The sequence below is a fragment of the Paenibacillus protaetiae genome (genome assembly GCF_004135365.1).
GTDB lineage: Bacteria > Bacillota > Bacilli > Paenibacillales > Paenibacillaceae > Paenibacillus_AP > Paenibacillus_AP protaetiae.
Genome location: NZ_CP035492.1, coordinates 3718539 through 3745000, shown reverse-complemented (window position 1 = coordinate 3745000; position 26462 = coordinate 3718539). Strand labels below are relative to the sequence as shown.

Genomic DNA, 26462 nt, shown 5'->3' with positions numbered 1-26462 from the left:
TCGTTGAACAGTATTCCGAGCATAACAGTAAATAGCCTCCTTAAATTGCGGCAGCGTCTGACAAAGCGCATGCATACAATGAATGGTTTCATTCAACCTCGCATTCAAACGAAAGGTTGTCATCGCTTTACTGTTATGCTCAATTATTGGCAAATTTATTACAGGGCAATAAGCCATCGTGTAAGTGTGCTTTCGATAACGGCGGCAACAAGCAAAACTGCGACTAAAAGGACGGCAACCGGGATGCTCCGCTGCACAAAAGCCGAGATCTCGCCTCTCGTTCCGGCTGCTCCTCCTGCAGCTTGCTTTAATCCATTAAAGAATCCTTTCCAAACCAGCGCTCCGAATTTGATTCCATACGCCGAAGCCACGATGATTGCCGGAATCTCCAATATCCCGTGCGGCAGTAATCCGCGGAATATCAGATCGGCTAGATGCCCGGCTCCTTGCTCCAGTTCGACCTTATGAAGCAAGTATCCGATAATCATCCCGTTTAGTATTAAGAAGAAAATAGGGAACACAGCGAGTGCGGCCCCCGCATAAATGACCATCACAGCTTTAATCGCATTGTTTAAAAAGATGAACAGGATGAAGCTGAATGTCGGGCTGTTGGTCTCGCTAATGGTGCTCGATAATTTGCGAATCGCTTCCACTTGCGAATCCAAATAAGAAAACAACGACTGGTTGGTGGCTCCGACAACAAGTCCAGCCAAAAATAATACAGCGCTAAAGGCAATATAGCGCCGCATTGCTTTTAAATGGGCAATTATCCCGCTCCATCTCCACATAAAGCTTCCTCCTTCTTATTGTTCAATCGAAAAGTTGAACAAGCATGAATAACTTGAGTGTACGAGCATAGATTGTACAAGAACAAGCTTTATGAGGAAAGGAGAGCTTTATCCATGAACTTCTTCTATGTACTGAATGGTAAAAGATTAAAGCAATATTTTCTAATTGCAATCGCAGTTGTGTTCTCCGTCGGTGTTATTTATGCCGAAAGAGACAACATCACCGTATTTGCCCCGCAGCAGCCGGCTGCAATCTACAGTGTGCCGACAGACAAGCAGGTAGTCGCTTTAACGTTCGATATCAGTTGGGGAGACAAGCGTACAGAACCCATTCTTAATGTACTTAAAGAAAAAGGCATTACACAGGCAACTTTCTTTCTTTCCTCACCGTGGAGCCAATCCCATCCTGAAATCGTCAAAAAAATAATGGATGCGGGATATGAAATTGGCAGCCATGGCCATAAGCACGATAATTACAGCAAGCTGAGCGATGATGAAATCCGCAAGCAAATTACAACCGCCGATACGATCATATCGGGCATCACAGGTAAAAAACCTACGCTTATCCGCCTACCGAACGGCGATTTTGACAAACGGGTACTTCGTATTGCGGACGAGCTTAACTACAAAGTGATTCAATGGGACACCGACTCGCTGGACTGGATGAATATCGGGACGGACAAAATTATTAACCGCGTCGTTAACCGCACTCATCCCGGAGACATCATCCTGCTGCATGCAAGCGATTCCGTAAAACAAACCCACGAAGCGCTGCCGGTTATTATCGACCAGCTGCGCGCCAAAGGCTATGACTTCGTATCGGTATCCCAGCTATTGGCGCAAACCGAATTAAGCGGAAAAAGCGTGCAGGACAAGACCTCTTCCTCCGCCGGTATATTAAAAGCTTCTTCCGATACTCCGTAATTATTGGGCCGATTTCACAGCAGCCGCTGGGGAATCGGCCGTTTGATTGCCAAGAATGCGGTGCAGCATCATGATCTGGTATGCATTGCAGGCAAACAACGGGATCATCATAAAAATAATGGCTGCTACATTAAGCTCGCCCTGAAGCGCTGGCCATGCTTCAATAAATGTAATGGTAAACAACAGAAACATCGAAGGAATAAATGCACTGCTGTTCGTTTGTTTGATTTTCACGTAGGAGACGATCGCAGCGCATGCAAGCAGCCCAAGCGGCAGCAGCCAAAACAAAACGCCTTCGGAGCGTTCCTTATACAGCATGTAGCCCATCCATCCCGCCGCAAATAAAGTACTGTAGCCTTGCAGCGCATTCCACAAATAGCTTTTGCGGAAAATGCTGAGCGCAATATAATTTAACGTTAAATAAGCGAAAAAGCCCATATGGCTGAAGGCGCCAAACATTAACCCTACAATGGCCATCATAAACGCATTAAAACCTGCAGCCTTTAACCCCATAAAGCCAAAATCATGGTCCGTCCATTGCATGATCGAACCCGTAATGACAGAAGCCGCTAAACCAACAAGCATACATACGCCGAACAATAAACCCCATTTCTTCAAATTCAAGGTCGAGTTCCCTCCTTCGCATTACTCCTTATTTTACCACGTTCGCAATAAAAAGCTAATCCTTCCGGTCATAATACGATTCCGCTGGGCGCATACTAGGTACACCTTAAAATTAATGCACCAAGACGTTACTGCCAGAAGGGAGACCATGGGACATGCGTCACCGCTATATACTGATTGCTGCTGCAGCCGCTTGGCTTCTTATGCTTGCAGGCTGCGGCTCGGAGCCTGCACCCAATAATCAACAAGTCAGCTATAAGGATCTCAAATCAATGGTCATCGACATTTTGAAAACCGAAGATGCTCAAAAGGCGCTGCAGGAATCCAGCCAGCAGATGTCCGGCTACAGCGGAGGCAATGCCAAGTTGCTGTCGGTTCAGGACCAGGAGCAAGTTCGCCTTGCTGTCAAGGATGTACTGGTATCTCCGGATTACGACAAAGTGATACGCAGCTTGATGACCGATACCCGGTTTGCCGGCGAATTCGCCAAAGCGGTAAATAAGCAGAACAAAGACATTCATAAGCAATTATTAAAGGATCCAAGTTACCAAGCTGATCTGGTCAAGACGCTGAATACGCCGGATATGAAAAAGATGATACTCGAGGTGCTGCAAGGATCGGACTATCGCAAGCAAGTGATGTCGATTATGCAGGAATCCATGAGCAATCCGATCTTCAAGCTGGAAATGCTTGATCTGATGAAAAGCGCTGTGAAAGAACAGCTCGAGCCAAAAGCGGAGGATAAGAAAAAAGAAGGCGGCGGAGAGGATAAAAAAGACTCCGGAGGCTCTGAGGGCGAAGGGGAAGGCGAAGGCGACGGCGAAGGAAATGAACAAGAAGGTTAAAACAAGCCCGGATGGAGATCACGTTTCTCCATCCGGGCTTGTTTTTTATTGGGCGGTTTTATGAATGACTTGATCAGCCAGCTCATCATACAATCGTCCGATTTCGGTATCCGATTTATAAACGGAAGGCGAAAAGTCAGGTTCGAGCGGGTGATTGTCCGGCTGACCCAACGGAATTTGGGCAAGCAGATCCACGTGCAGCGTTTCCGCCAGCCTTGCTCCGCCATCACGGCCAAATACGTACTCCACTTCACCGTTTTTGTTCTGGTAATAAGACATATTCTCAACGACGCCGATAATGTCGTGATTTGTCTTGACCGCCATAGCGCCGGCCCGCGCCGCAACAAAAGCTGCTGTCGCATGCGGCGTCGTTACGATAATTTCTTTGCTTTGCGGAATAATCTGATGGACGTCCAGCGCTACATCGCCTGTACCCGGAGGCAGGTCGAGGAGCAGGTAATCCAGCTCTCCCCATTCCACTTCGGCAAAAAAGTTGCGCAGCATCTTGCCGAGCATTGGTCCGCGCCAGACGACCGGGCTGTTATCCTCCACGAAAAAGCCCATCGACATCACTTGTACGCCAAAGCGTTCGATCGGGATGATCCGGTCGGACTCTACAGCCGGCCGCTCCTCAATCCCCATCATATCCGGAACGCTAAAGCCGTAAATATCGGCGTCGATGATACCGACGCGTTTGCCTTTGCGGGCAAGTGCCGTCGCCAGGTTAACGGTGACGGTTGATTTGCCGACGCCGCCTTTGCCGCTGGCGATGGCGATGAACTGCACCCCGCTGCGGGGATCCAGCAGCGGGGTTTGCAGTCCGGTCCCGTGTCCCTTCACGGGACCGTCCGCTTTGGCGCCTGCGGCGGCCGGCTCTGCCTGCGCCGCAGCTTCAAGCGGGCGAAACCGGCAGTGCACGGTTTCGGCGCCAGCCTGCGCGAGAGCTTCGCGCAGCGCTCCTTCAAGCGATGACTTCAGCTCATCGCTTGCCGTCAAGATCGTCAAGGACACTTGACGGTCTTTGACCATCACATCCCGTACCGCAACATGGTACGAGCTATATTGAGCCGTCACGGCATTCACGGCTTCTATAGCTTGCTCGCGTGTCAACATTGTGTATAGTCCCACCTTTTATGTGCAATAACGTTTTTTATTATGAAACCTATTCCATTATAGCACAGTTTGAAAGGCAAGCTTCAGCTTCAGCCTGAGCTGCTCACGTTAATCTTCTCGCCCGATGCATACCGCAATATGCCTTGGTAAATCGCCGCCGCGATCTGTTTCTGATAAGCCGGATCTACTAGCCGCTGCGACTCGCCCGGATTGGACAAAAAGCCGACCTCCACAAGCACAGTTGGAATATCTTTCACAGCTTTCAGCACATAGACATCCTGCTTTACAGCGGGCACACGGCTTGTATTCTCGAGATTCCGGCGAATTTCGTTTTGAATGAAGGTGGCCAGCATCCCATTATCGGTTCCGTTCGGGTAATAAAAGGTTTGAGCGCCCGACCATTTGTCGGAAGGTATGCTGTTCATGTGAATGCTGACTGCCAGTTTAGCCCCGCTGTTCTGAATGACCGATACCCTCTTGAGCAAATCCTCGGTTTTTCTTTTGCGCACGACGTTTGTATCCTGGCCAGCCAGGTCATAGTCGCCTTCCCTTGTCATCAGCACGGAAGCGCCGGACTGCTGCAAATAATCGCGCAAATATAAGGCGATCGCTAAATTCAAGTCTTTTTCGATTGCGCCCGATTTGCTGACCGCCCCGCCGTCAATCCCGCCGTGCCCGGCGTCGATCACTACGGTCTTGCCGGAAAGCGGCATAGACCAGTACGTCCACGTATGGACGGAAGGCATGTTATGTCCTAGCAGCATAAAGGTTAGCGTAACAGCTATCAGCCCAAGCGCAATCCGCATTGCGCCTTTGTAGGTCATCCAAACGACGAGCCTTCCTCCCGCCGACGCATAATAAAAACCACCCCGTCCCCCAAAAAGATAAATGCTTCGCATACGGACAGGCAAGCCCTGTACACATTATCATTTATATGGGACGAGGTGGTCAGATATGTGTTGCCGGACAAGAATAACACGCGGTTTTAAGTTACGCTTCCACCGCTGCACTCATGCCTTCGATCAAAATTTTGGCTACTTCCGGACGGGAAAATTCCGGCGGCGGGCATACGCCGTCACGCAGCATCGCGCGTACTTTCGTGCCGGACAATGTCAGATGGTCAGCTTTGTCATGCGGGCATGTTTTGGTTGTAGCCATATTGCCGCATTTGGTGCAGAAAAAGCTGTGCTCGAAGTAAAGCGGCGTAATGCCCAAGTCTTCGGCAGGGAACGTCTTTAGCAAATCTTGCGCTTCATAGGTGCCGTAATAATCGCCAACGCCTGCATGGTCGCGTCCTACAATAAAATGCGTGCAGCCGTAGTTTTTACGGACAAGCGCGTGGAAGATGGCTTCCCGCGGTCCCGCATAACGCATCGCAGCCGGGAATACGCCAAGGAATACGCGGTCTTCCGGATAATAGTTGTCGAGAAGAGCCAGATAGCTTTTCATCCGCACATTTGCCGGTACGTCATCCGATTTCGTTTCGCCTACAAGCGGGTTCAAGAACAAAGCATCCACGATTTCCATCGCCGTCTTCTGGATATACTCATGCGCACGGTGAACCGGATTACGGGTTTGGAAGCCTACGACCGTTTTCCAGCCCTTGTCTGCAAATATTTCGCGCGTTTGCGACGGGTCAAAATAATACTGTTCGAATTTGTCCGGTTTCGGACGGTTCAATACCGTAATATCTCCGCCAACATACGTGTCCGGACGTTCGAACAGCTTTTGGACACCTGGGTGCTCCAGATCGTCGGTTTTGTACACTTGAACCGCTTCATGCTTCTGATCTGCTTTATAAATGCTTTGCACATCGATTACGCCGTAAATGACGCCGTCTTCGCCTACAAGCGCAGCGCGCTCGCCGATTCGAAGAGAGGAAGCTTTCTCCTCATCGACCGGCAGCGTAATCGGAATGCTCCATACCGTGCCGTTCGCAAGGCGCATACGATCAACGACCGATTGATAATCTTCTTCGTTCAAAAAGCCCGTCAGCGGCGAAAAAGCACCGATACCAATCAAATCAAGGTCCGAAATCGCCCAGTTGCTAATTACGATTGCCTGCAGCTCTGCTGCTTCGGCAAGCAATTGCTCCCGTTGTTCTCCGGCAGCAATCCGGTTAACCAAAACGCCGCCATGCGGTTGGATTTGAGTCATGCTGATGTAAAGCCTCCTCCGTTATTTGAAAAAAGATGATGGCTATCTTATTTATGAAGTCCGCATTCGGTTTTGTCTTGGCCGGCCCAGCGTCCTGCGCGCGGATCTTCGCCCGGCATAACTTGACGCGTGCAATATTCGCAGCCGATGCTCGGATAGTTCTGATCATGCAGCGGGTTATAAATAACTTCATTCTCACGGATATAATTCCATACGTCTTCGGAAGTCCAGCTTGCAAGCGGGTTAAACTTGATCAAGCCAAACTTCGTATCATATTCAACTTTCTTTGCATTCGCACGGGTCGGCGCCTGATCGCGGCGGATCCCCGTAATCCATGCTTCATAATTCGAAAGGACACGCGTAAGCGGTTCGACTTTACGGATATTGCAGCATGCATTGGCGTCTCTCGTCCAAAGTTCCGGTCCATGCTGCTCCGCTTGCTCTTCCGGTGTAAGGAGCGGTTTTACTTGGACAAAAGGGATTCCCGGATAACGTTCGATCAAGCGGTCGCGGGTTTCATAGGTCTCTTTGAAGTGAAAATCGGTATCGAGATAAAAGATGTCGGTCTTTGGACTAACCTTTTGCAGCATATCAACAAGTACAACGTCCTCCGCGCCAAAGCTGCACGCAAACGTAATATTCGGGAAAGTTTCTACTGCATAAGCCAAAATCTCCTCGGGAGTTGCGGTTTCAAGCTCTTCCGCTTTTTGCTTCACGAGCGCTTCCTTTTCAAACAAGTTCATTTGCTTATCCCTCCATTTTAATCCCAAGTAAAATCATCTGTATTAATAAGTATTATAATCCGAGCGAATCGTTAATTCAATGCTTATTTGATAAAAAGTCCCTGAAGAACATGCCTATTTAGGCCCAATAATTGAGAATTGTTCCCATTTATCCAGGGTGTTTATTTCATATTGAAATTATCTCTCAATTAGCCGCTTCTGGAGGTCTTTTGAACATATAAGCATCGGCAAGCTTTTACGGAAAACAAAAAGAAGGCATCTCCGGAAACCGGAAATGCCTTCTTGTATAATCTTGTCTTAACGTTTCGAGAACTGTGGAGCGCGACGTGCAGCTTTGAGACCGTATTTTTTACGTTCTTTCATGCGTGGGTCGCGAGTCAGGAAGCCTGCACGTTTCAGAGCTGGACGGAATTCAGGGTCAGCTTTCAGAAGCGCACGGGAGATCCCGTGACGGATAGCGCCGGCTTGACCGGACATGCCACCGCCGTTAGCGATTACGATAACGTCGTAGTTGTTAAGAGTTTCTGTAAGAGCCAGCGGTTGTTTAACAATCAGCTTAAGCGTCTCCAGACCAAAATATTCATTCAGGTCGCGTTTGTTAACGATGATTCGTCCTTCACCCGGCACAAGACGTACGCGTGCAACAGAGTGTTTACGACGACCGGTTCCATAGTATTGTACTTGAGCCATGAAACTGTCCTCCTCTTTTATTAGCCGCGAAGTTCGTAAACTTCAGGGTTTTGTGCTTGGTGTGGATGCTCCGAACCAGCGTATACTTTCAGTTTAAGCTTCATTTTGTCACCGAGACGGTTTTTAGGCAACATGCCATGTACAGCCAGCTCGATAACACGTTCAGGTTTGTTCTGAATCATTTCTTGAGCTGGAGTTACTTTCAGACCGCCTGGATGCAAGGAGTGACGGTAGTACATTTTGTCCGTCAGTTTTTTACCAGTCAGGTGAATTTTCTCTGCATTGATTACGATGACGAAATCGCCGCAATCCACATGTGGAGTAAATTCAGGTTTGTGCTTGCCACGGATCAGGCTTGCAGCTTCGCTAGCCAGACGACCAAGAGTTTTGCCAGTAGCATCGATTACATGCCATTTGCGATCAACTTCATTCGTCTTAGCCATAAAGGTCGTACGCATGGATGGTCCTCCTTCAATGTTCACGTTTCTAAACGTTTATGTCATTAAATTCTCAACTTATTTCGTTCAGTTAGATGTTGCTTTGATATTACATTTGGTGGTGTATTCTTAGTCGGGGCTGTGGGAGAGCCACTAAGAAAGCACAAGTTATATTCTACTATAAAGATTAGGCATGTGCAAGCGAATTTGGCGTATTTCCAATCTTTTAAACCATATTGGAGGCTGACTCCCCTTACGATCCAGGCTTTATCTCAGCATAATGGACATCCCACAGCATCAGCCCTTGCGGAATCGCCGTCGGTCCGGCTTTGGAACGATCGCATGCTTGCAATATCGCCGGAAAACGCTCCGGCGGTATGGCGCCAATCCCAACCTTTATTAAAGTTCCTACGATGATCCGCACCATGTTGTACAAGAAGCCGTTGCCTGTTACGTAAACATGGACAAACGGACCTTCTTCTTCGATGTAAGCCTCGTAGATCGTCCGGACATGGCTAGGTTTCGTAGAACGCGTAGAAGTAAAGGACGTATAATCATGAGTTCCAATCAAATGAACGATGGCTTGACGCATCGCAGCGACATCCAGCGGCCGGTAATGGTGAAACCGGTATTGCCGCCCAAACACATCCGGGTATTTGCCGGTGTCAATGGTGTAGCGATAGGTTTTCCGTTTAGCGGATCGCCTCGCATGAAAGTTTTCCGGAACCTCATACGCTTCCAGAATAACAATATCGTCCGGCAAACGGGAATTAATCGCAACCGGCCATCTTTCGATCGGTATCGCAGAAGCTGTATGAAAGTTGAACATCTGTCCCCTCGCATGTACGCCTGCATCCGTTCTGCCGGAACCGATAATAAGAATCTCCTCTCCCGTAAGCATAAGGAGCGCTTTCTCGATCTTATCCTGGACCGTGTTACCGTCGGGCTGCGACTGAAAACCGTTATAGCCGGAGCCGTCATAACTTACTTTCATACAGATGTTGCGCATGGCAAACCAAACCTTTCACTAAAAGAACTCTCCCAGCATCGCATTCGCTTGAATAAAAAAAGGTGGCCTCAAGGGCCACCCTTTCTCAATTACGCGCGGTCAACCAGTTCCAGATATACCATTGGCGCAGAATCGCCACGGCGGGGTCCCAGCTTCAAAATCCGCGTGTATCCGCCCGCACGTTCCGAGTAACGGGTGGCCAGCTCGGAGAACAGCTTTTGGATTGCGTCTTGCTCTCCATCTACGCTTTCACGACGAACGTAAGCAGCAACTTGGCGACGAGCAGCCAGATCGCCTTTCTTCGCTTTCGTGATCAGCTTTTCAGCGATCGAACGAACTTCTTTCGCTTTCGCTTCAGTCGTTTGAATGCGTTCATAAAGGAACAGGTCAGTAACGAGGTCACGGAACAATGCTTTACGTGCACTTGCGTCACGGCCCAATTTAGAGTATGCCATCTATATTTCCCCTCCCTTGCCCAAGTCTAACTTGCAAGCTCTTTACTCTTCCGTCCGAAGGCCGAGGCCCAGTTCTTCGAGTTTCTCTTGCACTTCCTCGAGCGATTTGCGGCCCAGGTTGCGGACCTTCATCATGTCCTCTTCGGATTTCGTAATCAGCTCTTGCACAGTGTTGATGCCTGCACGTTTCAAACAGTTGTAAGAACGTACGGAAAGATCCAGTTCTTCGATTGTCATCTCCAGAACTTTCTCTTTCTTATCTTCTTCCTTCTCGACCATAATTTCCGCGTCTTTGGCTTCATCGGTCAATCCAACGAACAGGTCCAAATGCTCGGTCAAAATTTTAGCGCCGAGGCTTACAGCCTCTTCCGGTCTAATACTGCCGTCTGTCCATACTTCAAGCGTCAGCTTGTCGTAGTTGGTCACTTGACCCACACGGGTATTTTCAACGCTATAGTTGACACGTGTAATTGGCGTGTAAATCGAATCTACAGGAATAACACCAATCGGCTGGTCTTCTTTCTTGTTGCGGTCCGCTTGCACGTAACCGCGACCACGATTGGCGAAAACCCGCATATGGAGCCGCGCGCCGGAGGCCAAGGTTGCGATGTGAAGATCAGGGCTTAAAATCTCGACATCGCTGTCGGCTCGAATATCGCCCGCCGTAACGTTCCCTTCGCCCTCCGCGTCAATTTCCAGCACCTTTTCTTCATCGGAATGGATTTTCAACGAGAGGCCTTTCAGGTTAAGAATGATCTCTGTTACGTCCTCGATCACTCCCGGAACCGTAGAGAACTCATGAAGAACTCCATCGATCTGTACAGATGTCACTGCCGCGCCCGGCAGAGACGACAACAGAATGCGACGAAGCGAGTTTCCGAGCGTTGTGCCATATCCGCGTTCCAACGGTTCTACAACGAAACGTCCGTATGTTCCTTCTTCGTTCAATTCTACGGTCTCGATTTTCGGCTTTTCGATCTCAATCACTAATAGTACCCTCCTTCAAACGTCGCTCCGTTACCGTACCGTAATCTAGTCTAAACTTGTAGTATGCCAAACCTTCACAACCATTATTCACAAGTTGCATTAATTTGATACCACAGAAGCTAGGTTATACGCGACGACGTTTCGGCGGACGGCATCCGTTGTGAGGAATTGGCGTTACGTCTTTAATCAGGTTAACTTCCAGACCTGCTGCTTGCAGCGAGCGGATTGCCGCTTCACGACCAGCGCCTGGGCCTTTAACCATAACTTCAACGGCTTTCATGCCATGTTCCATAGCTGCTTTAGCTGCGGATTCAGCTGCCATTTGAGCAGCATAAGGCGTGCTTTTACGGGAACCTTTGAAACCAAGGTTGCCGGAGCTTGCCCAAGAAATCGCATTGCCATGCGGATCCGTGATCGTAACGATCGTGTTATTGAAAGTCGAGCGGATATGAGCTACGCCCGATTCAATATTTTTACGGTCGCGGCGTTTCGTACGTACGACTTTTTTAGGTTTAGCCATAATCAGTTATCCTCCCTTCTTATTTTTTCTTATTCGCTACAGTCCGACGAGGACCTTTCCGAGTACGAGCATTCGTTTTCGTGCGTTGTCCGCGAACCGGCAGACCACGACGATGGCGAACACCACGGTAGCATCCGATCTCGATCAGACGTTTGATGTTAAGGGAAATTTCACGACGCAGGTCGCCTTCCACTTTAACGGTTTTGTCGATCGTTTCGCGCAAACGGCTTACTTCGTCTTCCGTCAAATCGCGAACACGAGTGTCAGCGTTAATCCCAGTTGTGCTCAGGATTTTTTGGGAAGTCGTTTTGCCGATCCCGAAAATGTACGTCAGGGCGATTTCGACGCGTTTGTCACGCGGCAAGTCAACACCAGCTATACGTGCCATATATGGTTTACCTCCTTATCCTTGTTTTTGTTTGTGTTTCGGATTTTCACAAATCACCATAACATTACCTTTACGGCGAATGACTTTGCATTTTTCGCAAATCGGTTTAACCGAAGGTCTAACTTTCATTGTGATTACCTCCCGAATCTTATCAGAGCAGGCCTAAGCCTACTTCCGATAGGTGATGCGCCCTCTTGATAAATCATAAGGCGATAACTGTACGACCACTTTGTCTCCAGTCAGAATACGGATAAAATGCATTCTGAGTTTACCGGAAACGTGTGCGAGGATCTGATGACCGTTCTCCAGTTCCACCTTGAACATGGCATTCGGCAATGGCTCTAGCACCGTGCCTTCGACCTCAATGACGTCTTCTTTAGCCACAGTCAATCTCCTTTCGCATACGCAAACTTCTGAATAGCATAACGCAACTTGGCATTGGTTACCCGGCCTGTTTCGTTTATGCTGTTTACAACTTCGCTGCTGACGGTCTCCTGCAACTCAAGATGCAGAACGTTCTTTTTCTTCGGGCGGTCAAAGCGGCGCTTATGCCCGTCGGCGATCCATACGAACCGCTCATCCTCAATGCGGATAATGACAGCCAGGCTTTCCTCTTCTTTACCCCGAAGCACTTTGACGATTTGACCGATCTGCGGACGTATCTCCATAGAATCTACACCTCAACCGGCAATGCTGTCAAAATTTCAAAACCGTTCTCCGTTACAGCTACTGTGTGCTCAAAATGAGCGCACCAGGAACTATCCTCCGTGACGACCGTCCAATTGTCCTCGAGCGTGCGGACATACCGCTCGCCGATATTGACCATCGGCTCGATGCAAAGAACCATTCCAGGCTTCAGCAACGGTCCTTGGTTTGGCAATCCGTAGTTCGGAATTTGCGGCTCCTCATGAAGGTCTTTACCAATTCCGTGTCCTACAAACTCCCGTACGATGGAGAAACCCGCCGCTTCGACAACGCGCTGAATCTCATGCGATACGGTAGACAGCCGAACATCCGGCCTTATGAGCGCAAGGCCCGCATAAAGCGATTGCTCCGATACTTCCAGCAGCCGTCTAACCTCACCGGATACCGAGCCAACCGCGTAGGTCCATGCGGAATCTCCGTGGTAGCCTTCGTATTGGGCGCCGATATCGATGCTGATAATATCGCCTTCGTTCAGCTTGCGAGATCCCGGGAAACCATGAACCAGCTCGTCGTTAACAGAAGCGCAAATGCTGGCAGGAAAACCATTGTAACCTTTGAAGGATGGAACGGCGCCTTGGCTGCGAATATACGCTTCGGCAATTTCATCAAGCTCAGCCGTCGTAATGCCCGGCTTCACCGCTTGCGCCATTATGCGGTGCGTATCCGCAACGATTCGGCCGGCTTCCCTCATATGTCGCAGCTCCGATTCGGATTTGCAAACGATCATTACAATGAACCACGCAAGTAGGACTCAATATCGGCTGTTACCGTATCGATTTCCTTCTCGCCATCGACTTCGCGGAGAAGACCTTTCTCGCTGTAGTAGTTCAAAAGCGGAGCCGTCTTCGAAATATATTCGTCGAGGCGTGTTCCGACTTTCTCTTCCGTATCATCCGAACGCTGATACAATTCACCGCCGCATTTATCGCATACGCCTTCCTGCTTTGGCGGATTGAACAGCACATGGTACGTTGAACCGCAAGATTTGCAGATGCGTCTTCCAGTTAGTCTGGCAAGCAGCAAGCTGCGGTCTACTTTCAGGTTGATCACATGGTCGATGCTGCGGCCAAGTTCCTTCAGCATACCGTCAAGCGCTTCGGCTTGCTGCAGCGTGCGAGGGAAACCGTCAAGCAAGAAACCTTTGTTGCAATCTTCCTGTTCAAGGCGTTCTTTAACAATGCCGTTCGTGATCTCATCAGGTACAAGCAGCCCTTGATCGACATACTCTTTCGCTTTGAGACCGAGCGGTGTTCCTTGCTTCATCGCAAGGCGGAATGCATCGCCAGTCGAAATATGCGGCACGCCGAAAGTATCGACGATTCGCTCGGCTTGCGTACCTTTACCGGCTCCCGGAGGACCCATGAATAAAATGTTCATTGGCATGTTCCTCGCTTTAAGCACAATAGGCTCGGGCGGGCCCCGCACCAGCCTTCGGACGAGAGCGGCAACCCGGTCAGAACCTATTGTTATTTATTGATAAACCCTTTGTAATGGCGTTTGATCAATTGGCTCTCGATTTGTTTCATCGTGTCGAGTGCTACACCGACGATAATCAGAAGCGAAGTGCCGCCCAGCATAACCGTTCTTGGCAAACCAGCCACCGCACCGAACAGAACCGGCAGGATGGAGATAACCGCCAAGAATAGCGCGCCTGCAAGCGTAATACGCGACATGACACGCGTCAGATAATTAGAAGTCGGTTTACCAGGGCGAATGCCCGGGATATATCCGCCATTCTTTTTCATTTGATCGGCCATTTGAACCGGATTAATTTGAACGAAGGTATAGAAGAAGGTGAAACCGATAATCAGCAGCACGTACAATACCATGCCAAGTGGCTTGTCGTAGTACAGGTTGTTGATAATCCAGTTCGCCCAATCATGTCCAGCCCAGAATTGTGCGATCGTAATCGGGAACATAAGCAGCGATACAGCGAAGATAACAGGAATAACGCCTGCGCCATTCACTTTCATCGGGATATGTGTCGATTGACCACCGTACATTTTCCGACCCACTACGCGTTTGGCGTATTGAACCGGAATTTTCCGGATGCCTTGTTGAACAAAGATAACACCAACAAAGATGAAAATGACCGCGATCACGATCAAAGCCATTTTGCCGATATTCCAGAACAGCTGGTCGGATTTGCCGACAAACTGATCTTGGTAAAGCGTACGAATATGGCCAGGCAAGCTTGCGGTAATACCGGCAAAGATCAGGATCGAGATCCCGTTGCCGATACCGCGCTCCGTAATCTGCTCGCCAAGCCACATCATGAAGGCAACGCCTGCCGTCAAAATGATGGCGATGAGCAAGTAGTCTCCGAAGCCAGCTCCCGGAACCATATCGTAGTTATACTGACGATTGAAACCGATCGCTGTAGCAAAGCCTTGAACCAAACCAAGGATAACCGTGCCATATCTCGTAATTTGCGCGAGTTTCTTTTTACCGATCTCGCCCTCTTTCGCCCATTGAGCGAAACGCGGAATTACATCCATCGACAACAACTGTACGATGATCGAAGCTGTAATGTAAGGCGTAATTCCTAGTGCGAAGATGGAAAAATGGAACAGCGCACCGCCGGAGAACGTGTTCAGCAAACCAAACAGGTCTGTTCCAGCTTGGTCAACTTGCTTAAATACGTCTTTATCTACGCCCGGAACCGGTATGAAGGAGCCGATGCGATAAATCAAAAGAATGAAAAGGGTGAACAAGATTCGATTTCTCAAATCCGACACTTTCCAAATGTTTGACACGGTTTTGAACAATTAGATCACCTCGGTTTTACCGCCGGCAGCCTGGATTTTCTCTACCGCAGATTGAGAGAACTTATTCGCTTTTACAGTCAGCTGTACCTTGATTTCGCCGTTACCCAAAATCTTGATGCCGTCCAGAGCATTTTTGACAATGCCTTGTTCAAGAAGAACTTCTGGTGTGACTTCGGTGCCTGCTGCAAAGTTGTTAAGATCCTCAATGTTCACAACGGCATATTCCGTACGGAAACGGTTGTTAAATCCACGCTTTGGAACACGACGGTAAAGAGGGTTTTGACCGCCTTCAAAGCCTGGACGAACACCACCGCCGGAACGAGCATTTTGACCTTTGTGACCGCGTCCCGCAGTTTTACCGTTGCCGGAACCGATACCACGTCCAACGCGGTTACGTTCCTTTTTGGAACCCGGTGCTGGAGCGAGCTCATGCAATTTCATCGTTCGTGCACCTCCTTAATGATTTCTGTTCGATCTATGTTACACTTCTTCGACTTTAACCATGTGGTTAACTGCGTTAATCATGCCGCGAATGGCCGGGCTGTCCTCATGAACAACCGATTGACGAATTTTAGTCAAACCGAGCGACTTTACAGTTGCACGTTGCTTTTCGTTACGGCCAATCAGACTGCGGACGAGGGTGATTTGCAATTTTGCCATCGTATACCCCTCCTTAACCTAAAAGCTCTTCGACGGTTTTTCCACGCAGTTTAGCAACATCCTCCGCGCGTTTCAGGCGGGAAAGACCTTCCAGCGTTGCGTTTACCATGTTCATGGAGTTGGAAGAACCAAGCGATTTCGTCAAGATGTCACCTACACCAGCAAGTTCAAGAACGGCACGAACCGGACCGCCGGCGATAACACCGGTACCTTTGGAAGCTGGTTTCAGAAGAACTTCGCCAGCGCCGAAATGTCCCAGTACAAGGTGAGGAATCGTTGTTCCAACGAGAGGAACTTGGATCAGGTTTTTCTTAGCGTCTTCGATACCTTTGCGAATTGCATCAGGTACTTCGCCCGCTTTACCGATCCCTGCGCCGACGTGGCCATTGCCGTCACCGACAACTACAAGTGCGCTAAAGCTGAAACGGCGACCGCCTTTTACAACTTTTGCGACACGGTTGATGTGAACTACTTTTTCAGTCAGTTCTAACGTATTCGGATCTATACGCAAGTCATTTTACCTCCCTTTTTGAAAAATGATTAGAATTCGAGGCCAGCTTCGCGAGCTGCGTCAGCAAGCGCCTGAATTCTGCCGTGATACAAGTAACCGCCGCGGTCGAATACGACCTCAGTTACGCCTTTTGCTTTTGCACGTTCAGCAATCAGCTGACCTACTTTACGAGCCGACTCCACGTTGCCGCCGTTGCCGATTTGAGCAGCCAATTCCTTGTCTGCTGTCGAAGCGGATGCAAGCGTTACGCCTTGAACGTCATCGATCAGTTGTGCATAGATATGCTTGGAAGAACGGAATACGGACAGACGCGGACGTGCTGCCGAACCGTTGATTTTTTTACGAACACGAAGGTGTCTTTTCAGACGTGCCTTGTTTTTATCGCCTTTTGTAATCATCGCCAGGTACACTCCTTTCCTGAGTAGATCAAGCCGTGAGATTAAGCAGCTTTAACGAGCTGCTTATTTCTTCTTACCAGCTTTACCTTCTTTGCGAATAATGCGTTCGCCTTCGTATTTGATACCTTTGCCTTTGTAAGGCTCTGGTTCGCGTACAGAACGGATTTTAGCAGCCGTAGCGCCGACAAGTTCTTTGTCGATGCCTTTTACGATAATTTTCGTTACAGCTGGAACTTCAAACTCGATACCTTGATCGGGAACAATCTCCACAGGGTGCGAGTAGCCAACGTTCAGAACAACTTTGTCGCCGGCTTTGTTTGCACGGTAACCTACGCCAACAAGCTCCAGGCTTTTGGAGTAACCTTCAGTTACGCCATTAACCATGTTCGCGATGATGCTGCGAGTTGTGCCGTGCAAAGAACGATGCAGTTTATTATCAGACGGACGTTCAATGACGATCGTGTCAGCTTCGATGTTCACTTTCATATCTTTATGAACAGGGCGGGACAGCGAGCCTTTAGGTCCTTTTACAGTAATTACGCCGTTATCCAAGCTAACGTTAACGCCGTTAGGTACTTGAATCGGTTTGCGGCCAATACGGGACATTGTTACACCTCCAATCTTTGTGACTTGTTATTACCAAACGTAGCAGACAACTTCGCCGCCGGATTTCACTTGGCGCGCTTCTTTATCTGTCATAATCCCTTTGGACGTAGAGATGATCGCAATACCCAGACCACCCAATACGCGTGGGATTTCAGTCGATTTTGTGTAAACGCGAAGACCTGGTTTCGAAATACGTTTCAAACCGGTAATAACGCGTTCTTGGTTCGGGCCGTATTTCAGGAAAATACGGATAATCCCTTGTTTGTTGTCCTCGATAAATTCAGCATCGCGGATAAAGCCCTCACGCTTCAGAATGTCAGCGATTTGCTTCTTCACTTTCGAAGCAGGCATTTCCACTGTCTCATGCCGAACGACATTCGCATTACGGATGCGAGTCAACATATCTGCAATCGGATCAGACATAACCATTCTTGTTAACCTCCTTCCCGAACTAAGCTAATTACCAGCTTGCTTTTTTGACGCCAGGAATCTGGCCTTTATATGCTAATTCGCGGAAACAAATCCGGCAAATTTTAAACTTTTGCAAAACTGAGTGCGGACGGCCACAACGTTCACAGCGTGTATAAGCACGCACTTTGAATTTTGGTGCACGTTGTTGCTTCACTTTCATCGAAGTTTTTGCCACTGGGTATTACACCTCCCTGTAAGTGGATTACTTCGCAAACGGCATGCCCAGTTGGGTCAGCAGTTCACGGGACTCTTCGTCCGTTTTTGCCGTCGTGACGATAACGACGTCCATGCCGCGTACTTTATCAACCTTGTCGTATTCGATCTCCGGGAAGATCAATTGCTCTTTCAAGCCAAGCGTGTAGTTACCGCGGCCGTCAAATGCTTTCGTCGATACGCCGCGGAAGTCGCGAACGCGAGGAAGCGAGACGTTAAACAGCTTGTCAAGGAAGTAGTACATACGCTCACCGCGCAGTGTTACTTTAACCCCGATTGGCATGTTTTCGCGGAGTTTGAAGCCTGCAATAGACTTCTTCGCACGTGTTACGACCGGTTTTTGACCGGAAATGAGACGAAGATCTTCTACAGCGACATCAAGCACTTTGGAGTTAGCGACTGCTTCGCCTACGCCCATGTTGATAACCACTTTTTCAATCTTCGGCACTTGCATGACTGTCGTATAGTTAAACTTCTGCATCAGAGCAGGAGTAATTTCATTAAGGTAACGATCTTTCAATCTTGCTGCCATGTTCGATAGTCCTCCTTTCTAACGTATCGTTTAGTCGATTACTTCGCCGGAACGTTTAGCGTACCGGACTTTTTTGCCGTTATCGAGCACTTTGTAACCGATACGGGTTACTTGGCCGCTCTTCGGATCGATGTGCATCACGTTGGAAGCATGAATCGGAGCTTCTTGCTCAATGATTCCGCCTTGCGGATTAACCTGCGAAGGACGCGTATGCTTCTTCACCATGTTAACACCTTCGACCAGGACGCGATTTTCACGTGGGTACGATTCAATTACGCGACCTTTTTTACCTTTATCTTTGCCGGAAATAACGATAACTGTGTCGTCTTTTTTGACGTGCAGTTTATGGTTATGGGATTCAAGCACTTTTTTCAGCTTTGGCATTTGTTACACCTCCTGCTATATAGCTTCAGGCCCTCTCCTGTTGGGGAAGGTATTAGATAACTTCCGGTGCAAGCGATACGATCTTCATGAAGTCTTTATCGCGAAGCTCACGGGCTACTGGTCCAAAGATACGAGTGCCGCGAGGGCTCTTGTCTTCTTTCACAACTACAGCTGCATTCTCGTCGAATGCGATGTAGGAACCGTCTTTACGACGAACCGAACGTTTCGTACGAACGATTACCGCTTTAACAACGTCACCTTTTTTGACAACGCCGCCTGGTGTTGCTTGTTTGACGGAGCATACGATCAAGTCGCCGATGTGACCAACACGACGTCCAGTACCGCCAAGCACGCGAATGCACATCAGTTCTTTAGCGCCGGAGTTGTCAGCAACAGCCAAACGTGTAAATGGTTGAATCATCTGAATGTCCTCCTTTCAGATCGAGCTTTACATTCCTGACGCTTCTTAAAGAACAATCGCAGACTCCACGATTTCTACGAGTCTAAAGCGTTTGTCTTTGGAAAGCGGACGAGTTTCCATGATTTTAACAACATCGCCGATTTTAGCTTGGTTGTTTTCGTCATGAGCTTTGAATTTCTTCGTGTATTTGATGCGTTTATGGTACAAATCATGTTTTTTGTAGGTTTCTACAGCTACCACGATTGTTTTATCCATTTTATCGCTAACGACTTTGCCGATTTGGACTTTACGTGCGTTGCGTTCGCTCATCTTCTTCCTCCTTCCTGAAGGCCTATGAACCAATCAAAGACAGGATCATCTGCTTAGCTGCTGATTCCGAGTTCTCTTTCACGCAGAACGGTCTTAGCACGAGCTATTTCCTTCCGCACGTCACGAATCCGGGTTGGGTTATCCAATTGGCCTGTAGCCAGTTGGAAACGCAGGTTGAAAAGCTCTTCTTTAAAACCAGCGACTTTTTGCTCAATCTCAGCAGAGGTTAGGTTGCGAAATTCACTAGCTTTCATTTGCTTCACCACCCACTTCTTCGCGTTTCACGAACTTCGTTTTGATAGGCAGTTTATGGGATGCAAGACGCATAGCCTCACGAGCGATCTCTTCGGATACGCCAGCCAGTTCAAACAGAACTTTGCCTGGTTTAACAACAGCAACCCATTTCTCTACGTTACCTTTACCGCTACCCATACGAACCTCAAGAGGCTTTTGAGTAATCGGTTTGTCAGGGAAAATTTTGATCCAAACTTTACCGCCACGTTTAATGTAACGGGTCATCGCGATACGAGCGGACTCGATCTGACGGTTTGTGATCCATGCCGGTTCAAGCGCTTGAAGACCGTATTCGCCGAAAGCTACTTCGGTACCACCTTTAGCGCGACCTCTCATATGACCGCGTTGTTGTTTGCGGTGTTTGACACGTTTAGGCACCAACATGATTAGTTGCCTCCTTCCTGTGGAGCTTTCTTCTTAGTTGGAAGGATTTCACCGCGATAAATCCATACTTTTACGCCGATACGGCCATAAGTAGTATGAGCTTCAGCAGTTCCGTAGTCAATGTCTGCACGCAGCGTATGAAGTGGAACTGTACCTTCGCTGTATCCTTCCGTACGCGCGATTTCAGCACCGCCGAGACGACCGCTTACCGAAGTCTTAATCCCTTTAGCACCTGCGCGGATAGTACGTTGAATAGCTTGTTTCAGAGCACGACGGAAAGATACGCGGCGCTCAAGTTGTTGTGCGATGCTTTCAGCTACGAGAATAGCGTCCAGATCGAGTTGTTTGATTTCAGCGATGTTGATGTGGACTTTTTTGCCCTTCGTGATTTTACCAAGTTCCGTACGAAGGTTTTCCACTTCAGAACCGCCTTTACCGATTACCATACCAGGTTTGCCTGTGTTAATCGTTACGTTAACGCGGTTAGCTGCACGCTCGATTTCAATGCGAGATACAGCAGCGTCTTTCAGCTTGTTTTTCAGGTACTCACGGATTTTAACGTCTTCCAAAAGAAGATCGCCGAAATCTTTGCCTGCGTACCATTTCGATTCCCAGTCACGGATGATCCCGATGCGGAGACCGACCGGATTTACCTTTTGACCCACACGTTATCCCTCCTTATTTTTCAGATACCACCAAAGTGATGTGGCTGGTTCTTTTATTGATACGGCTTGCGCGTCCCATAGCACGGGGACGGAAACGTTTCATCGTAGGACCTTGGTTCACGAATACTTGCGATACAACCAACTTGTTCACGTCCAGTTGGTAGTTATGCTCAGCATTAGCGATCGCCGAGTTAAGCAGCTTTTCAACGATTGGAGAAGCAGCTTTCGGCGTATGGCGCAAAATTGCAATCGCTTCGCCCACTTGCTTGCCGCGGATAAGATCCACAACGAGCTGTGCTTTACGAGGAGCAATGCGGACATGGTTAGCATGCGCTTTAGCTTCTGGCATGGATGAACCTCCTCTCATAACATAAAGGTATTAAAGGGCAAATTAACGTCTGCCCGTTTTTTTGTCGTCGTCATGGCCTTTGTACGTACGAGTTGGTGCGAACTCACCAAGCTTGTGTCCAACCATGTCTTCCGTAACATAAACTGGAACGTGCTTGCGACCATCGTATACGCCAAAAGTGTGGCCGACGAATTGCGGGAAAATGGTCGAACGGCGGGACCAAGTCTTAATAACAGCTTTTTTACTGGACTCGTTCATATCCTCGACTTTTTTCAGCAGGTAACCGTCGATAAACGGACCTTTCTTCAAACTGCGACCCATTTGTTGTCCTCCCTTCAATAAAGCTCGCGCGAGCCGGTAAGATCACGCGGCTTTGATCAAGCAGCTATTATTTCGTGCGACGACGAATAATGTATTGGCTCGATGCTTTTTTCTTTTTGCGAGTTTTGTAACCAAGGGTTGGTTTGCCCCAAGGAGACATAGGCGACTTGCGTCCGATTGGAGCACGGCCTTCACCACCACCGTGTGGGTGATCGTTAGGGTTCATAACTACGCCGCGAACTTCAGGACGTTTGCCGAGCCAGCGAGAGCGACCAGCTTTACCGATTTTAACGAGTTCGTGGTCTTCGTTGCCCACAGAACCGATCGTTGCACGGCAAGTGTTCAGAATGCGACGAGTTTCGCCAGAAGTCAGACGTACGATTGCGTAGCCTTCTTCTTTACCAAGCAATTGAGCTTCTGTACCAGCAGCACGAACCAATTGTCCGCCTTTGCCTGGTTTCAGCTCAATGTTGTGGATAACGGTACCAACCGGGATGTTAACCAGCGGAAGTGCGTTACCAATTTTAATGTCGGCTTCAGCGCCGGACATGATTTGATCTCCGACTTTCAGGCCTTTAGGCGCGATGATGTAAGCTTTCTCACCATCAACGTAATGAATCAAAGCAATGTTGGATGTGCGGTTTGGATCGTATTCGATCGTAGCCACTTTACCAGGGATGCCGTCTTTCGTACGTTTGAAGTCGATAATGCGGTATTTACGTTTGTGTCCGCCGCCTTGGTGACGAACCGTAATTTTACCTTGGTTGTTGCGGCCCGCTTTATTATAAAGAGGGGCAAGCAACGATTTCTCCGGCGTGCTTGTCGTAATCTCTTCAAAAGTCGATACGGACATGGCACGGCGGGCCGGAGATGTCGGTTTGTACTTCTTAATTGGCACTTCGATTCCCTCCTTCTTTATACCGATTCAAAGAACTCGAGTTCTTTGCTGTCTTCGCTCAATTGAACGATTGCTTTTTTCCATTCGGAAGTATATCCGCTGTAGCGGCCATAGCGTTTCAATTTGCCAGGAACGCGCATCGTGTTAACGCCCGTTACTTTCACTTTGAAAATTTCTTCTACAGCTGCTTTAATTTCGGTTTTACTAGCGCGAAGATCGACTTCGAAAACATAACGTTTGTTCGCCATGTAATCGCTCGTGCGTTCCGTAATAACCGGGCGCTTGATAATATCGCGAGGATTTTTCATTACGCAAGCACCTCCTGTACTTTCTCTACTGCATCTTTCGTGATGATGAGCTTATCGTGAACCAATACATCCAGAACATTAATGCCGTTAGCAGCAACGAATTTAACACCTGGGATGTTGCGAGCCGAAAGAGCTACATTATCTTCATAGTTAGCCGTTACAACAAGTGCTTTGCGTTCAACTTTGAGGTTATTCAAAATTGCTGCAAATTCTTTCGTTTTCGGCTGAGCCAGCGCCAGTTGATCCAGAACGATAATTTCGTTGTTGATCACCTTGGACGAAAGCGCGGATTTAATCGCCAGACGACGAACCTTCCGTGGAAGTTTGAAGCCGTAAGAGCGTGGAGTCGGTCCGAATACCGTACCGCCGCCTACCCATTGTGGCGAACGAATGCTACCTTGACGAGCGCGACCCGTACCTTTTTGTTTCCAAGGTTTACGGCCGCCGCCGCGTACTTCGGAGCGTCCTTTAACTTTGTGCGTTCCTTGACGTTGGGAAGCTTGCTGCAATACTACAGCGCTGTGCAAAACATGAGCATTGGGTTCAATACCGAACACGTTGTCAGCCAGTTCCAGCTCGCCAACTTGCGATCCGCTCACGTTATATACAGTAACTTTAGGCATTTGTTGTTCCTCCTTTCTTTATGAGCAATTAGTTCTTAACCGTTTGTTTGATTTTAACAAAACCGTTTTTCGGTCCTGGAATCGAACCTTTAACGAGAAGCACGTTGCGTTCTGCGTCAACTTTAACGATTTCGAGTTTTTGGATCGTAACTGTTTCATGACCCATGTGACCTGGAAGGTGTTTGCCTTTAGGTACGCGGTTCGCTTGAATCGAACCCATCGAACCTGGACCGCGGTGGTAGCGGGAACCGTGGCTCATAGGGCCAGTGCTTTGTCCCCAACGTTTGATAACGCCGGCAAAGCCTTTACCTTTCGAAATACCCGTTACGTCAACGAATTCGCCCTCTGCAAACAGGTCAGCCTTCACTTCTTGGCCAACTTCATATTCGCCCAAGTTAATACCGCGAATTTCACGAACGTAGCGCTTAGGAGCAGTGTTAGCCTTTTTGGCATGGCCAATTTCAGGCTTAATTGCGTTTTTCTCTTTCTTATCAGCGAAACCAAGCTGAACAGCTTCATAGCCATCGTTTTCTTGGTCTTTCTTTTGGATTACGACACAAGGACCAGCTTCGATAACCGTTACTGGAACGACATTACCTTCAGCAGTAAACACTTGAGTCATACCAAGTTTTTTACCTAAGATACCTTTCATGTTGACACCTCATTTCCCTTCTAAAATCAGATATGCTTATTACAGTTTGATTTCGATATCCACACCGGATGGCAGATCCAGACGCATCAACGCATCAACCGTTTGCGGCGTTGGATTCACGATATCGATCAAGCGTTTGTGCGTACGCATTTCGAATTGCTCACGGGAATCCTTGTACTTATGCACAGCGCGCAGGATAGTGATAATTTGCTTTTCCGTTGGAAGCGGAATCGGTCCGGATACGCCAGCACCGGAACGTTTTGCAGTTTCCACGATTTTCTCTGCGGACTGGTCAAGAATTCTATGATCGTATGCTTTCAAGCGAATACGAATCTTTTGCTTTGCCATATAAGTCCCTCCTTTTATCGCCCAATTTATTATCGGACATACTCCGCGGGAAAACCCGTCACACAACCCATGGCAAAGGGGCCGGGTGTGTCGGCAACCTCTCGCATCATCGCAACGTCACAGACCAACAGTCAATATTATACCGAAATAGCTAGGCAAATGCAACATAAAGTTTAGCCTTGCATCGTTTCAAAACATTTACCGTTCGATCGGCGTTTTACGCCCACAGGTATATATCTTAATACACAATAAGCCGCAGGTATAGTGGTGCTTCTTGCTATCCCTTTATGTAGCAATAATGCTGTCTTTTGGCCGGTTCCGCACGGTTTCTTCTATTATAATGTAACTTTATTTTCCCGATTGCCTCAAAGCTGATCATGCGGCTGCAGGAGCGATAATATGCCAGCAGCTGTCCCGAATAACCGATTAAGCAGCAGTTAAAACTAAAACCATTCGCTAAACGGATAAGATCCGCTTCGAGCAGTAACATCCCTCGTCATCGTGCTGTTTACACAGCCGCTCTTAAAACGCTAAGCGGCGTCTGCACATAAATACCTGTTTCATCCAATCATCGGTTTCAATCCTTCATTATACATACACTTAACCCATCGCTGTCCTCTTCAGCTTTAACAAAAAAAAGCTATCCCGACCGAAGCCGGGATAGCTCGCAATTCCTTTGCGGCTATTGCCGCGCGGAATTATTTTTGAATTGTTGCTACAGCGCCAGCGCCTACAGTACGGCCGCCTTCACGGATGGAGAAGCGAGTACCTTCTTCAACCGCGATTGGAGCGATCAGTTCAACTGTAACCGTGATGTTGTCGCCAGGCATAACCATTTCAGTACCTTCTGGCAGGTTGATGATGCCCGTAACGTCAGTTGTACGGAAGTAGAACTGTGGACGGTAGCCCGTGAAGAAAGGCTTATGACGGCCGCCTTCTTCTTTCGTCAGAACGTAGATTTGAGCCGTGAAGTTCGTGTGCGGTTTAACGGAACCTGGTTTAGCAAGTACTTGGCCGCGTTCGATTTCTTTACGATCAACACCACGAAGCAGTGCGCCGATGTTGTCGCCAGCTTGAGCGCTGTCCATCAGTTTACGGAACATTTCAACGCCCGTAACAACGGATTTGCGGGATTCTTCGTTCAGACCGATAATTTCGATCTCGTCGCCAACTTTAACTACGCCGCGCTCGATACGACCAGTTGCAACGGTACCACGACCAGTGATCGTGAACACGTCTTCGACTGGCATAAGGAAAGGCTTAGCTGTGTCGCGTTCTGGAGTTGGGATGTAAGTGTCGATTTGTTCGAACAGCTCAACGATTTTGTCAGCCCAAGGACCGTCTGGGTTTTGCAGAGCTTCACGAGCAGCGCCACGGATAATTGGAGTGTCGTCGCCTGGGAACTCATACTCGGACAGAAGGTCGCGAACTTCCATTTCAACCAGTTCAAGAAGCTCTTCGTCTTCAACCATGTCGCATTTGTTCAGGAATACAACGATGTAAGGTACGCCTACTTGTTTCGAGAGCAGGATGTGCTCGCGAGTTTGCGGCATAGGACCGTCTGCAGCGGATACGACGAGGATAGCGCCGTCCATTTGTGCAGCACCCGTGATCATGTTTTTAACATAGTCGGCGTGTCCTGGGCAGTCAACGTGTGCGTAGTGACGGTTAGGAGTCTCGTACTCAACGTGTGCAGTCGAGATCGTGATACCGCGTTCGCGCTCTTCTGGAGCTTTGTCGATTTGGTCGAATGCGATTGCCGCACCGCCGTATTTTTTGGACAGAACAGTCGTGATTGCTGCTGTCAAAGTTGTTTTACCATGGTCGACGTGACCGATCGTACCAATGTTAACGTGTGGTTTTGTACGTTCAAATTTAGCCTTTGCCATTGAACTTAATCCTCCTCAATATACATAAAGTTATATGTGTAGGCCGGCACTAACGCTTCAAGCAATATTGCCG

The 26462-nt window shown here is 48.5% G+C and carries 44 protein-coding genes (1 of these 44 only partly in view); 2 read left to right on the top strand and 42 right to left on the bottom strand.

Annotated features, from left to right (window positions below):
- Positions 1-23, bottom strand: partial view of a hypothetical protein gene (locus tag ET464_RS17330; RefSeq protein WP_129443138.1) — the 5' end (the start) only. The gene continues 199 nt to the left of window position 1, outside the view; 23 of the gene's 222 nt are visible here — the first part of the coding sequence; its start codon is at positions 21-23; its stop codon lies off the left edge, out of view.
- Between the two features lie 135 nt (positions 24-158).
- Positions 159-788, bottom strand: a complete 630-nt coding sequence (locus ET464_RS17325) for a stage II sporulation protein M (protein WP_129443136.1) — start codon at positions 786-788, stop codon at positions 159-161.
- Positions 789-902: 114 nt separating this feature from the next.
- On the opposite strand from ET464_RS17325, the gene pdaB reads away from it, so the two are divergent.
- Entirely contained in the window at positions 903-1712 is an 810-nt protein-coding gene (gene pdaB / locus ET464_RS17320; protein ID WP_129443134.1) for a polysaccharide deacetylase family sporulation protein PdaB, read from the top strand.
- Here pdaB and ET464_RS17315 read toward each other — a convergent pair whose 3' ends face one another.
- Entirely contained in the window at positions 1713-2336 is a 624-nt protein-coding gene (locus tag ET464_RS17315) for a KinB-signaling pathway activation protein (RefSeq protein WP_165280041.1), read from the bottom strand.
- 155 nt (positions 2337-2491) lie between these two features.
- On the opposite strand from ET464_RS17315, the gene gerD reads away from it, so the two are divergent.
- Positions 2492-3181, top strand: coding sequence for a spore germination lipoprotein GerD (gene gerD, locus ET464_RS17310; protein WP_129443132.1), 690 nt, complete (start codon positions 2492-2494; stop codon positions 3179-3181).
- A 45-nt stretch (positions 3182-3226) separates the two neighbouring features.
- Here the strand turns inward: gerD and ET464_RS17305 are convergent, their stop codons facing one another.
- From ET464_RS17305 to tuf, 39 genes are all read right to left on the bottom strand, one after another.
- Positions 3227-4294 (bottom strand): P-loop NTPase, encoded by a 1068-nt coding sequence (locus ET464_RS17305; RefSeq protein ID WP_129443130.1) that lies wholly within the window; start codon positions 4292-4294, stop codon positions 3227-3229.
- Positions 4295-4383: 89 nt separating this feature from the next.
- Positions 4384-5118 (bottom strand): N-acetylmuramoyl-L-alanine amidase CwlD, encoded by a 735-nt coding sequence (gene cwlD / locus ET464_RS17300; protein ID WP_244226580.1) that lies wholly within the window; start codon positions 5116-5118, stop codon positions 4384-4386.
- A gap of 166 nt (positions 5119-5284) precedes the next feature.
- Complete coding sequence (sat, locus tag ET464_RS17295; RefSeq protein ID WP_129443126.1) at positions 5285-6451, bottom strand: sulfate adenylyltransferase; 1167 nt, start codon at positions 6449-6451, stop codon at positions 5285-5287.
- A gap of 47 nt (positions 6452-6498) precedes the next feature.
- Positions 6499-7194 (bottom strand): phosphoadenylyl-sulfate reductase, encoded by a 696-nt coding sequence (locus ET464_RS17290; RefSeq protein ID WP_129443124.1) that lies wholly within the window; start codon positions 7192-7194, stop codon positions 6499-6501.
- A 297-nt stretch (positions 7195-7491) separates the two neighbouring features.
- The gene (gene rpsI / locus ET464_RS17285) at positions 7492-7884 is read right to left on the bottom strand and encodes a 30S ribosomal protein S9 (protein ID WP_129443122.1); all 393 of its coding nucleotides are present in this window, start codon (positions 7882-7884) and stop codon (positions 7492-7494) included.
- 20 nt (positions 7885-7904) lie between these two features.
- On the bottom strand, positions 7905-8342 hold the full coding sequence (rplM, locus tag ET464_RS17280; protein WP_129443120.1) for a 50S ribosomal protein L13: 438 nt from the start codon (positions 8340-8342) through the stop codon (positions 7905-7907).
- A 232-nt stretch (positions 8343-8574) separates the two neighbouring features.
- Entirely contained in the window at positions 8575-9330 is a 756-nt protein-coding gene (gene truA, locus ET464_RS17275; RefSeq protein ID WP_129443118.1) for a tRNA pseudouridine(38-40) synthase TruA, read from the bottom strand.
- Between the two features lie 89 nt (positions 9331-9419).
- A complete protein-coding gene (rplQ, locus tag ET464_RS17270; protein WP_129443116.1) occupies positions 9420-9785 on the bottom strand; it encodes a 50S ribosomal protein L17 in 366 nt (121 codons plus the stop codon).
- 42 nt (positions 9786-9827) lie between these two features.
- Positions 9828-10772 carry a DNA-directed RNA polymerase subunit alpha gene (locus ET464_RS17265; protein WP_129443114.1) on the bottom strand — a complete coding sequence of 315 codons (945 nt, stop codon included), beginning with the start codon at positions 10770-10772 and terminating at the stop codon, positions 9828-9830.
- 124 nt (positions 10773-10896) lie between these two features.
- Complete coding sequence (rpsK, locus tag ET464_RS17260) at positions 10897-11292, bottom strand: 30S ribosomal protein S11 (protein WP_129443112.1); 396 nt, start codon at positions 11290-11292, stop codon at positions 10897-10899.
- Positions 11293-11311: 19 nt separating this feature from the next.
- On the bottom strand, positions 11312-11680 hold the full coding sequence (rpsM, locus tag ET464_RS17255; protein ID WP_129443110.1) for a 30S ribosomal protein S13: 369 nt from the start codon (positions 11678-11680) through the stop codon (positions 11312-11314).
- Between the two features lie 15 nt (positions 11681-11695).
- Positions 11696-11809: a 50S ribosomal protein L36 gene (rpmJ, locus tag ET464_RS17250; protein ID WP_003333770.1), complete on the bottom strand. Its 114-nt coding sequence runs from the start codon at positions 11807-11809 to the stop codon at positions 11696-11698.
- 39 nt (positions 11810-11848) lie between these two features.
- Complete coding sequence (infA, locus tag ET464_RS17245; protein WP_129443108.1) at positions 11849-12064, bottom strand: translation initiation factor IF-1; 216 nt, start codon at positions 12062-12064, stop codon at positions 11849-11851.
- 2 nt (positions 12065-12066) lie between these two features.
- Complete coding sequence (locus ET464_RS17240; protein WP_129443106.1) at positions 12067-12348, bottom strand: KOW domain-containing RNA-binding protein; 282 nt, start codon at positions 12346-12348, stop codon at positions 12067-12069.
- A gap of 5 nt (positions 12349-12353) precedes the next feature.
- Positions 12354-13112 carry a type I methionyl aminopeptidase gene (gene map, locus ET464_RS17235; protein WP_129443104.1) on the bottom strand — a complete coding sequence of 253 codons (759 nt, stop codon included), beginning with the start codon at positions 13110-13112 and terminating at the stop codon, positions 12354-12356.
- The gene (locus ET464_RS17230; RefSeq protein ID WP_129443102.1) at positions 13112-13762 is read right to left on the bottom strand and encodes an adenylate kinase; all 651 of its coding nucleotides are present in this window, start codon (positions 13760-13762) and stop codon (positions 13112-13114) included. The genes map and ET464_RS17230 overlap by 1 nt, the downstream gene beginning before the upstream one ends.
- 89 nt (positions 13763-13851) lie before the next feature.
- Entirely contained in the window at positions 13852-15153 is a 1302-nt protein-coding gene (gene secY, locus ET464_RS17225; RefSeq protein ID WP_129443100.1) for a preprotein translocase subunit SecY, read from the bottom strand.
- Positions 15154-15594 carry a 50S ribosomal protein L15 gene (gene rplO / locus ET464_RS17220; RefSeq protein WP_129443098.1) on the bottom strand — a complete coding sequence of 147 codons (441 nt, stop codon included), beginning with the start codon at positions 15592-15594 and terminating at the stop codon, positions 15154-15156.
- 39 nt (positions 15595-15633) lie between these two features.
- Positions 15634-15813 (bottom strand): 50S ribosomal protein L30, encoded by a 180-nt coding sequence (rpmD, locus tag ET464_RS17215; protein WP_129443096.1) that lies wholly within the window; start codon positions 15811-15813, stop codon positions 15634-15636.
- 13 nt (positions 15814-15826) lie between these two features.
- The gene (gene rpsE, locus ET464_RS17210) at positions 15827-16324 is read right to left on the bottom strand and encodes a 30S ribosomal protein S5 (RefSeq protein WP_129443094.1); all 498 of its coding nucleotides are present in this window, start codon (positions 16322-16324) and stop codon (positions 15827-15829) included.
- Between the two features lie 29 nt (positions 16325-16353).
- The gene (gene rplR / locus ET464_RS17205) at positions 16354-16722 is read right to left on the bottom strand and encodes a 50S ribosomal protein L18 (RefSeq protein WP_129443091.1); all 369 of its coding nucleotides are present in this window, start codon (positions 16720-16722) and stop codon (positions 16354-16356) included.
- Between the two features lie 63 nt (positions 16723-16785).
- The gene (rplF, locus tag ET464_RS17200; protein ID WP_129443089.1) at positions 16786-17328 is read right to left on the bottom strand and encodes a 50S ribosomal protein L6; all 543 of its coding nucleotides are present in this window, start codon (positions 17326-17328) and stop codon (positions 16786-16788) included.
- 30 nt (positions 17329-17358) lie between these two features.
- Complete coding sequence (rpsH, locus tag ET464_RS17195; protein WP_129443087.1) at positions 17359-17757, bottom strand: 30S ribosomal protein S8; 399 nt, start codon at positions 17755-17757, stop codon at positions 17359-17361.
- A 31-nt stretch (positions 17758-17788) separates the two neighbouring features.
- Positions 17789-17974 (bottom strand): type Z 30S ribosomal protein S14, encoded by a 186-nt coding sequence (locus tag ET464_RS17190; RefSeq protein WP_010348808.1) that lies wholly within the window; start codon positions 17972-17974, stop codon positions 17789-17791.
- 27 nt (positions 17975-18001) lie between these two features.
- A complete protein-coding gene (gene rplE, locus ET464_RS17185) occupies positions 18002-18544 on the bottom strand; it encodes a 50S ribosomal protein L5 (protein ID WP_129443085.1) in 543 nt (180 codons plus the stop codon).
- A 30-nt stretch (positions 18545-18574) separates the two neighbouring features.
- A complete protein-coding gene (rplX, locus tag ET464_RS17180) occupies positions 18575-18928 on the bottom strand; it encodes a 50S ribosomal protein L24 (protein WP_208543864.1) in 354 nt (117 codons plus the stop codon).
- 52 nt (positions 18929-18980) lie between these two features.
- Positions 18981-19349 carry a 50S ribosomal protein L14 gene (gene rplN, locus ET464_RS17175; RefSeq protein WP_129443083.1) on the bottom strand — a complete coding sequence of 123 codons (369 nt, stop codon included), beginning with the start codon at positions 19347-19349 and terminating at the stop codon, positions 18981-18983.
- Positions 19350-19394: 45 nt separating this feature from the next.
- Entirely contained in the window at positions 19395-19658 is a 264-nt protein-coding gene (gene rpsQ / locus ET464_RS17170; protein WP_129443081.1) for a 30S ribosomal protein S17, read from the bottom strand.
- 53 nt (positions 19659-19711) lie between these two features.
- The gene (rpmC, locus tag ET464_RS17165; RefSeq protein ID WP_006037938.1) at positions 19712-19912 is read right to left on the bottom strand and encodes a 50S ribosomal protein L29; all 201 of its coding nucleotides are present in this window, start codon (positions 19910-19912) and stop codon (positions 19712-19714) included.
- Positions 19902-20336 (bottom strand): 50S ribosomal protein L16, encoded by a 435-nt coding sequence (rplP, locus tag ET464_RS17160; protein WP_129443079.1) that lies wholly within the window; start codon positions 20334-20336, stop codon positions 19902-19904. Before rplP ends, rpmC begins: the two co-directional genes overlap by 11 nt.
- 2 nt (positions 20337-20338) lie before the next feature.
- Entirely contained in the window at positions 20339-21001 is a 663-nt protein-coding gene (gene rpsC, locus ET464_RS17155) for a 30S ribosomal protein S3 (RefSeq protein WP_129443077.1), read from the bottom strand.
- Positions 21002-21014: 13 nt separating this feature from the next.
- Entirely contained in the window at positions 21015-21350 is a 336-nt protein-coding gene (rplV, locus tag ET464_RS17150) for a 50S ribosomal protein L22 (protein ID WP_129443075.1), read from the bottom strand.
- 42 nt (positions 21351-21392) lie between these two features.
- Complete coding sequence (gene rpsS, locus ET464_RS17145) at positions 21393-21671, bottom strand: 30S ribosomal protein S19 (RefSeq protein WP_129443073.1); 279 nt, start codon at positions 21669-21671, stop codon at positions 21393-21395.
- A 67-nt stretch (positions 21672-21738) separates the two neighbouring features.
- Positions 21739-22569 carry a 50S ribosomal protein L2 gene (gene rplB / locus ET464_RS17140; RefSeq protein ID WP_129443071.1) on the bottom strand — a complete coding sequence of 277 codons (831 nt, stop codon included), beginning with the start codon at positions 22567-22569 and terminating at the stop codon, positions 21739-21741.
- A gap of 17 nt (positions 22570-22586) precedes the next feature.
- Positions 22587-22877, bottom strand: a complete 291-nt coding sequence (rplW, locus tag ET464_RS17135; protein ID WP_129443069.1) for a 50S ribosomal protein L23 — start codon at positions 22875-22877, stop codon at positions 22587-22589.
- Complete coding sequence (gene rplD / locus ET464_RS17130; protein WP_129443067.1) at positions 22877-23500, bottom strand: 50S ribosomal protein L4; 624 nt, start codon at positions 23498-23500, stop codon at positions 22877-22879. The genes rplW and rplD overlap by 1 nt, the downstream gene beginning before the upstream one ends.
- Positions 23501-23528: 28 nt before the next feature.
- Positions 23529-24152: a 50S ribosomal protein L3 gene (gene rplC, locus ET464_RS17125; protein WP_129443065.1), complete on the bottom strand. Its 624-nt coding sequence runs from the start codon at positions 24150-24152 to the stop codon at positions 23529-23531.
- Positions 24153-24191: 39 nt separating this feature from the next.
- Complete coding sequence (gene rpsJ / locus ET464_RS17120) at positions 24192-24500, bottom strand: 30S ribosomal protein S10 (RefSeq protein ID WP_005544556.1); 309 nt, start codon at positions 24498-24500, stop codon at positions 24192-24194.
- Positions 24501-25198: 698 nt separating this feature from the next.
- Positions 25199-26389, bottom strand: a complete 1191-nt coding sequence (gene tuf / locus ET464_RS17115) for an elongation factor Tu (RefSeq protein WP_129443063.1) — start codon at positions 26387-26389, stop codon at positions 25199-25201.
- Positions 26390-26462 lie beyond the last annotated feature (73 nt).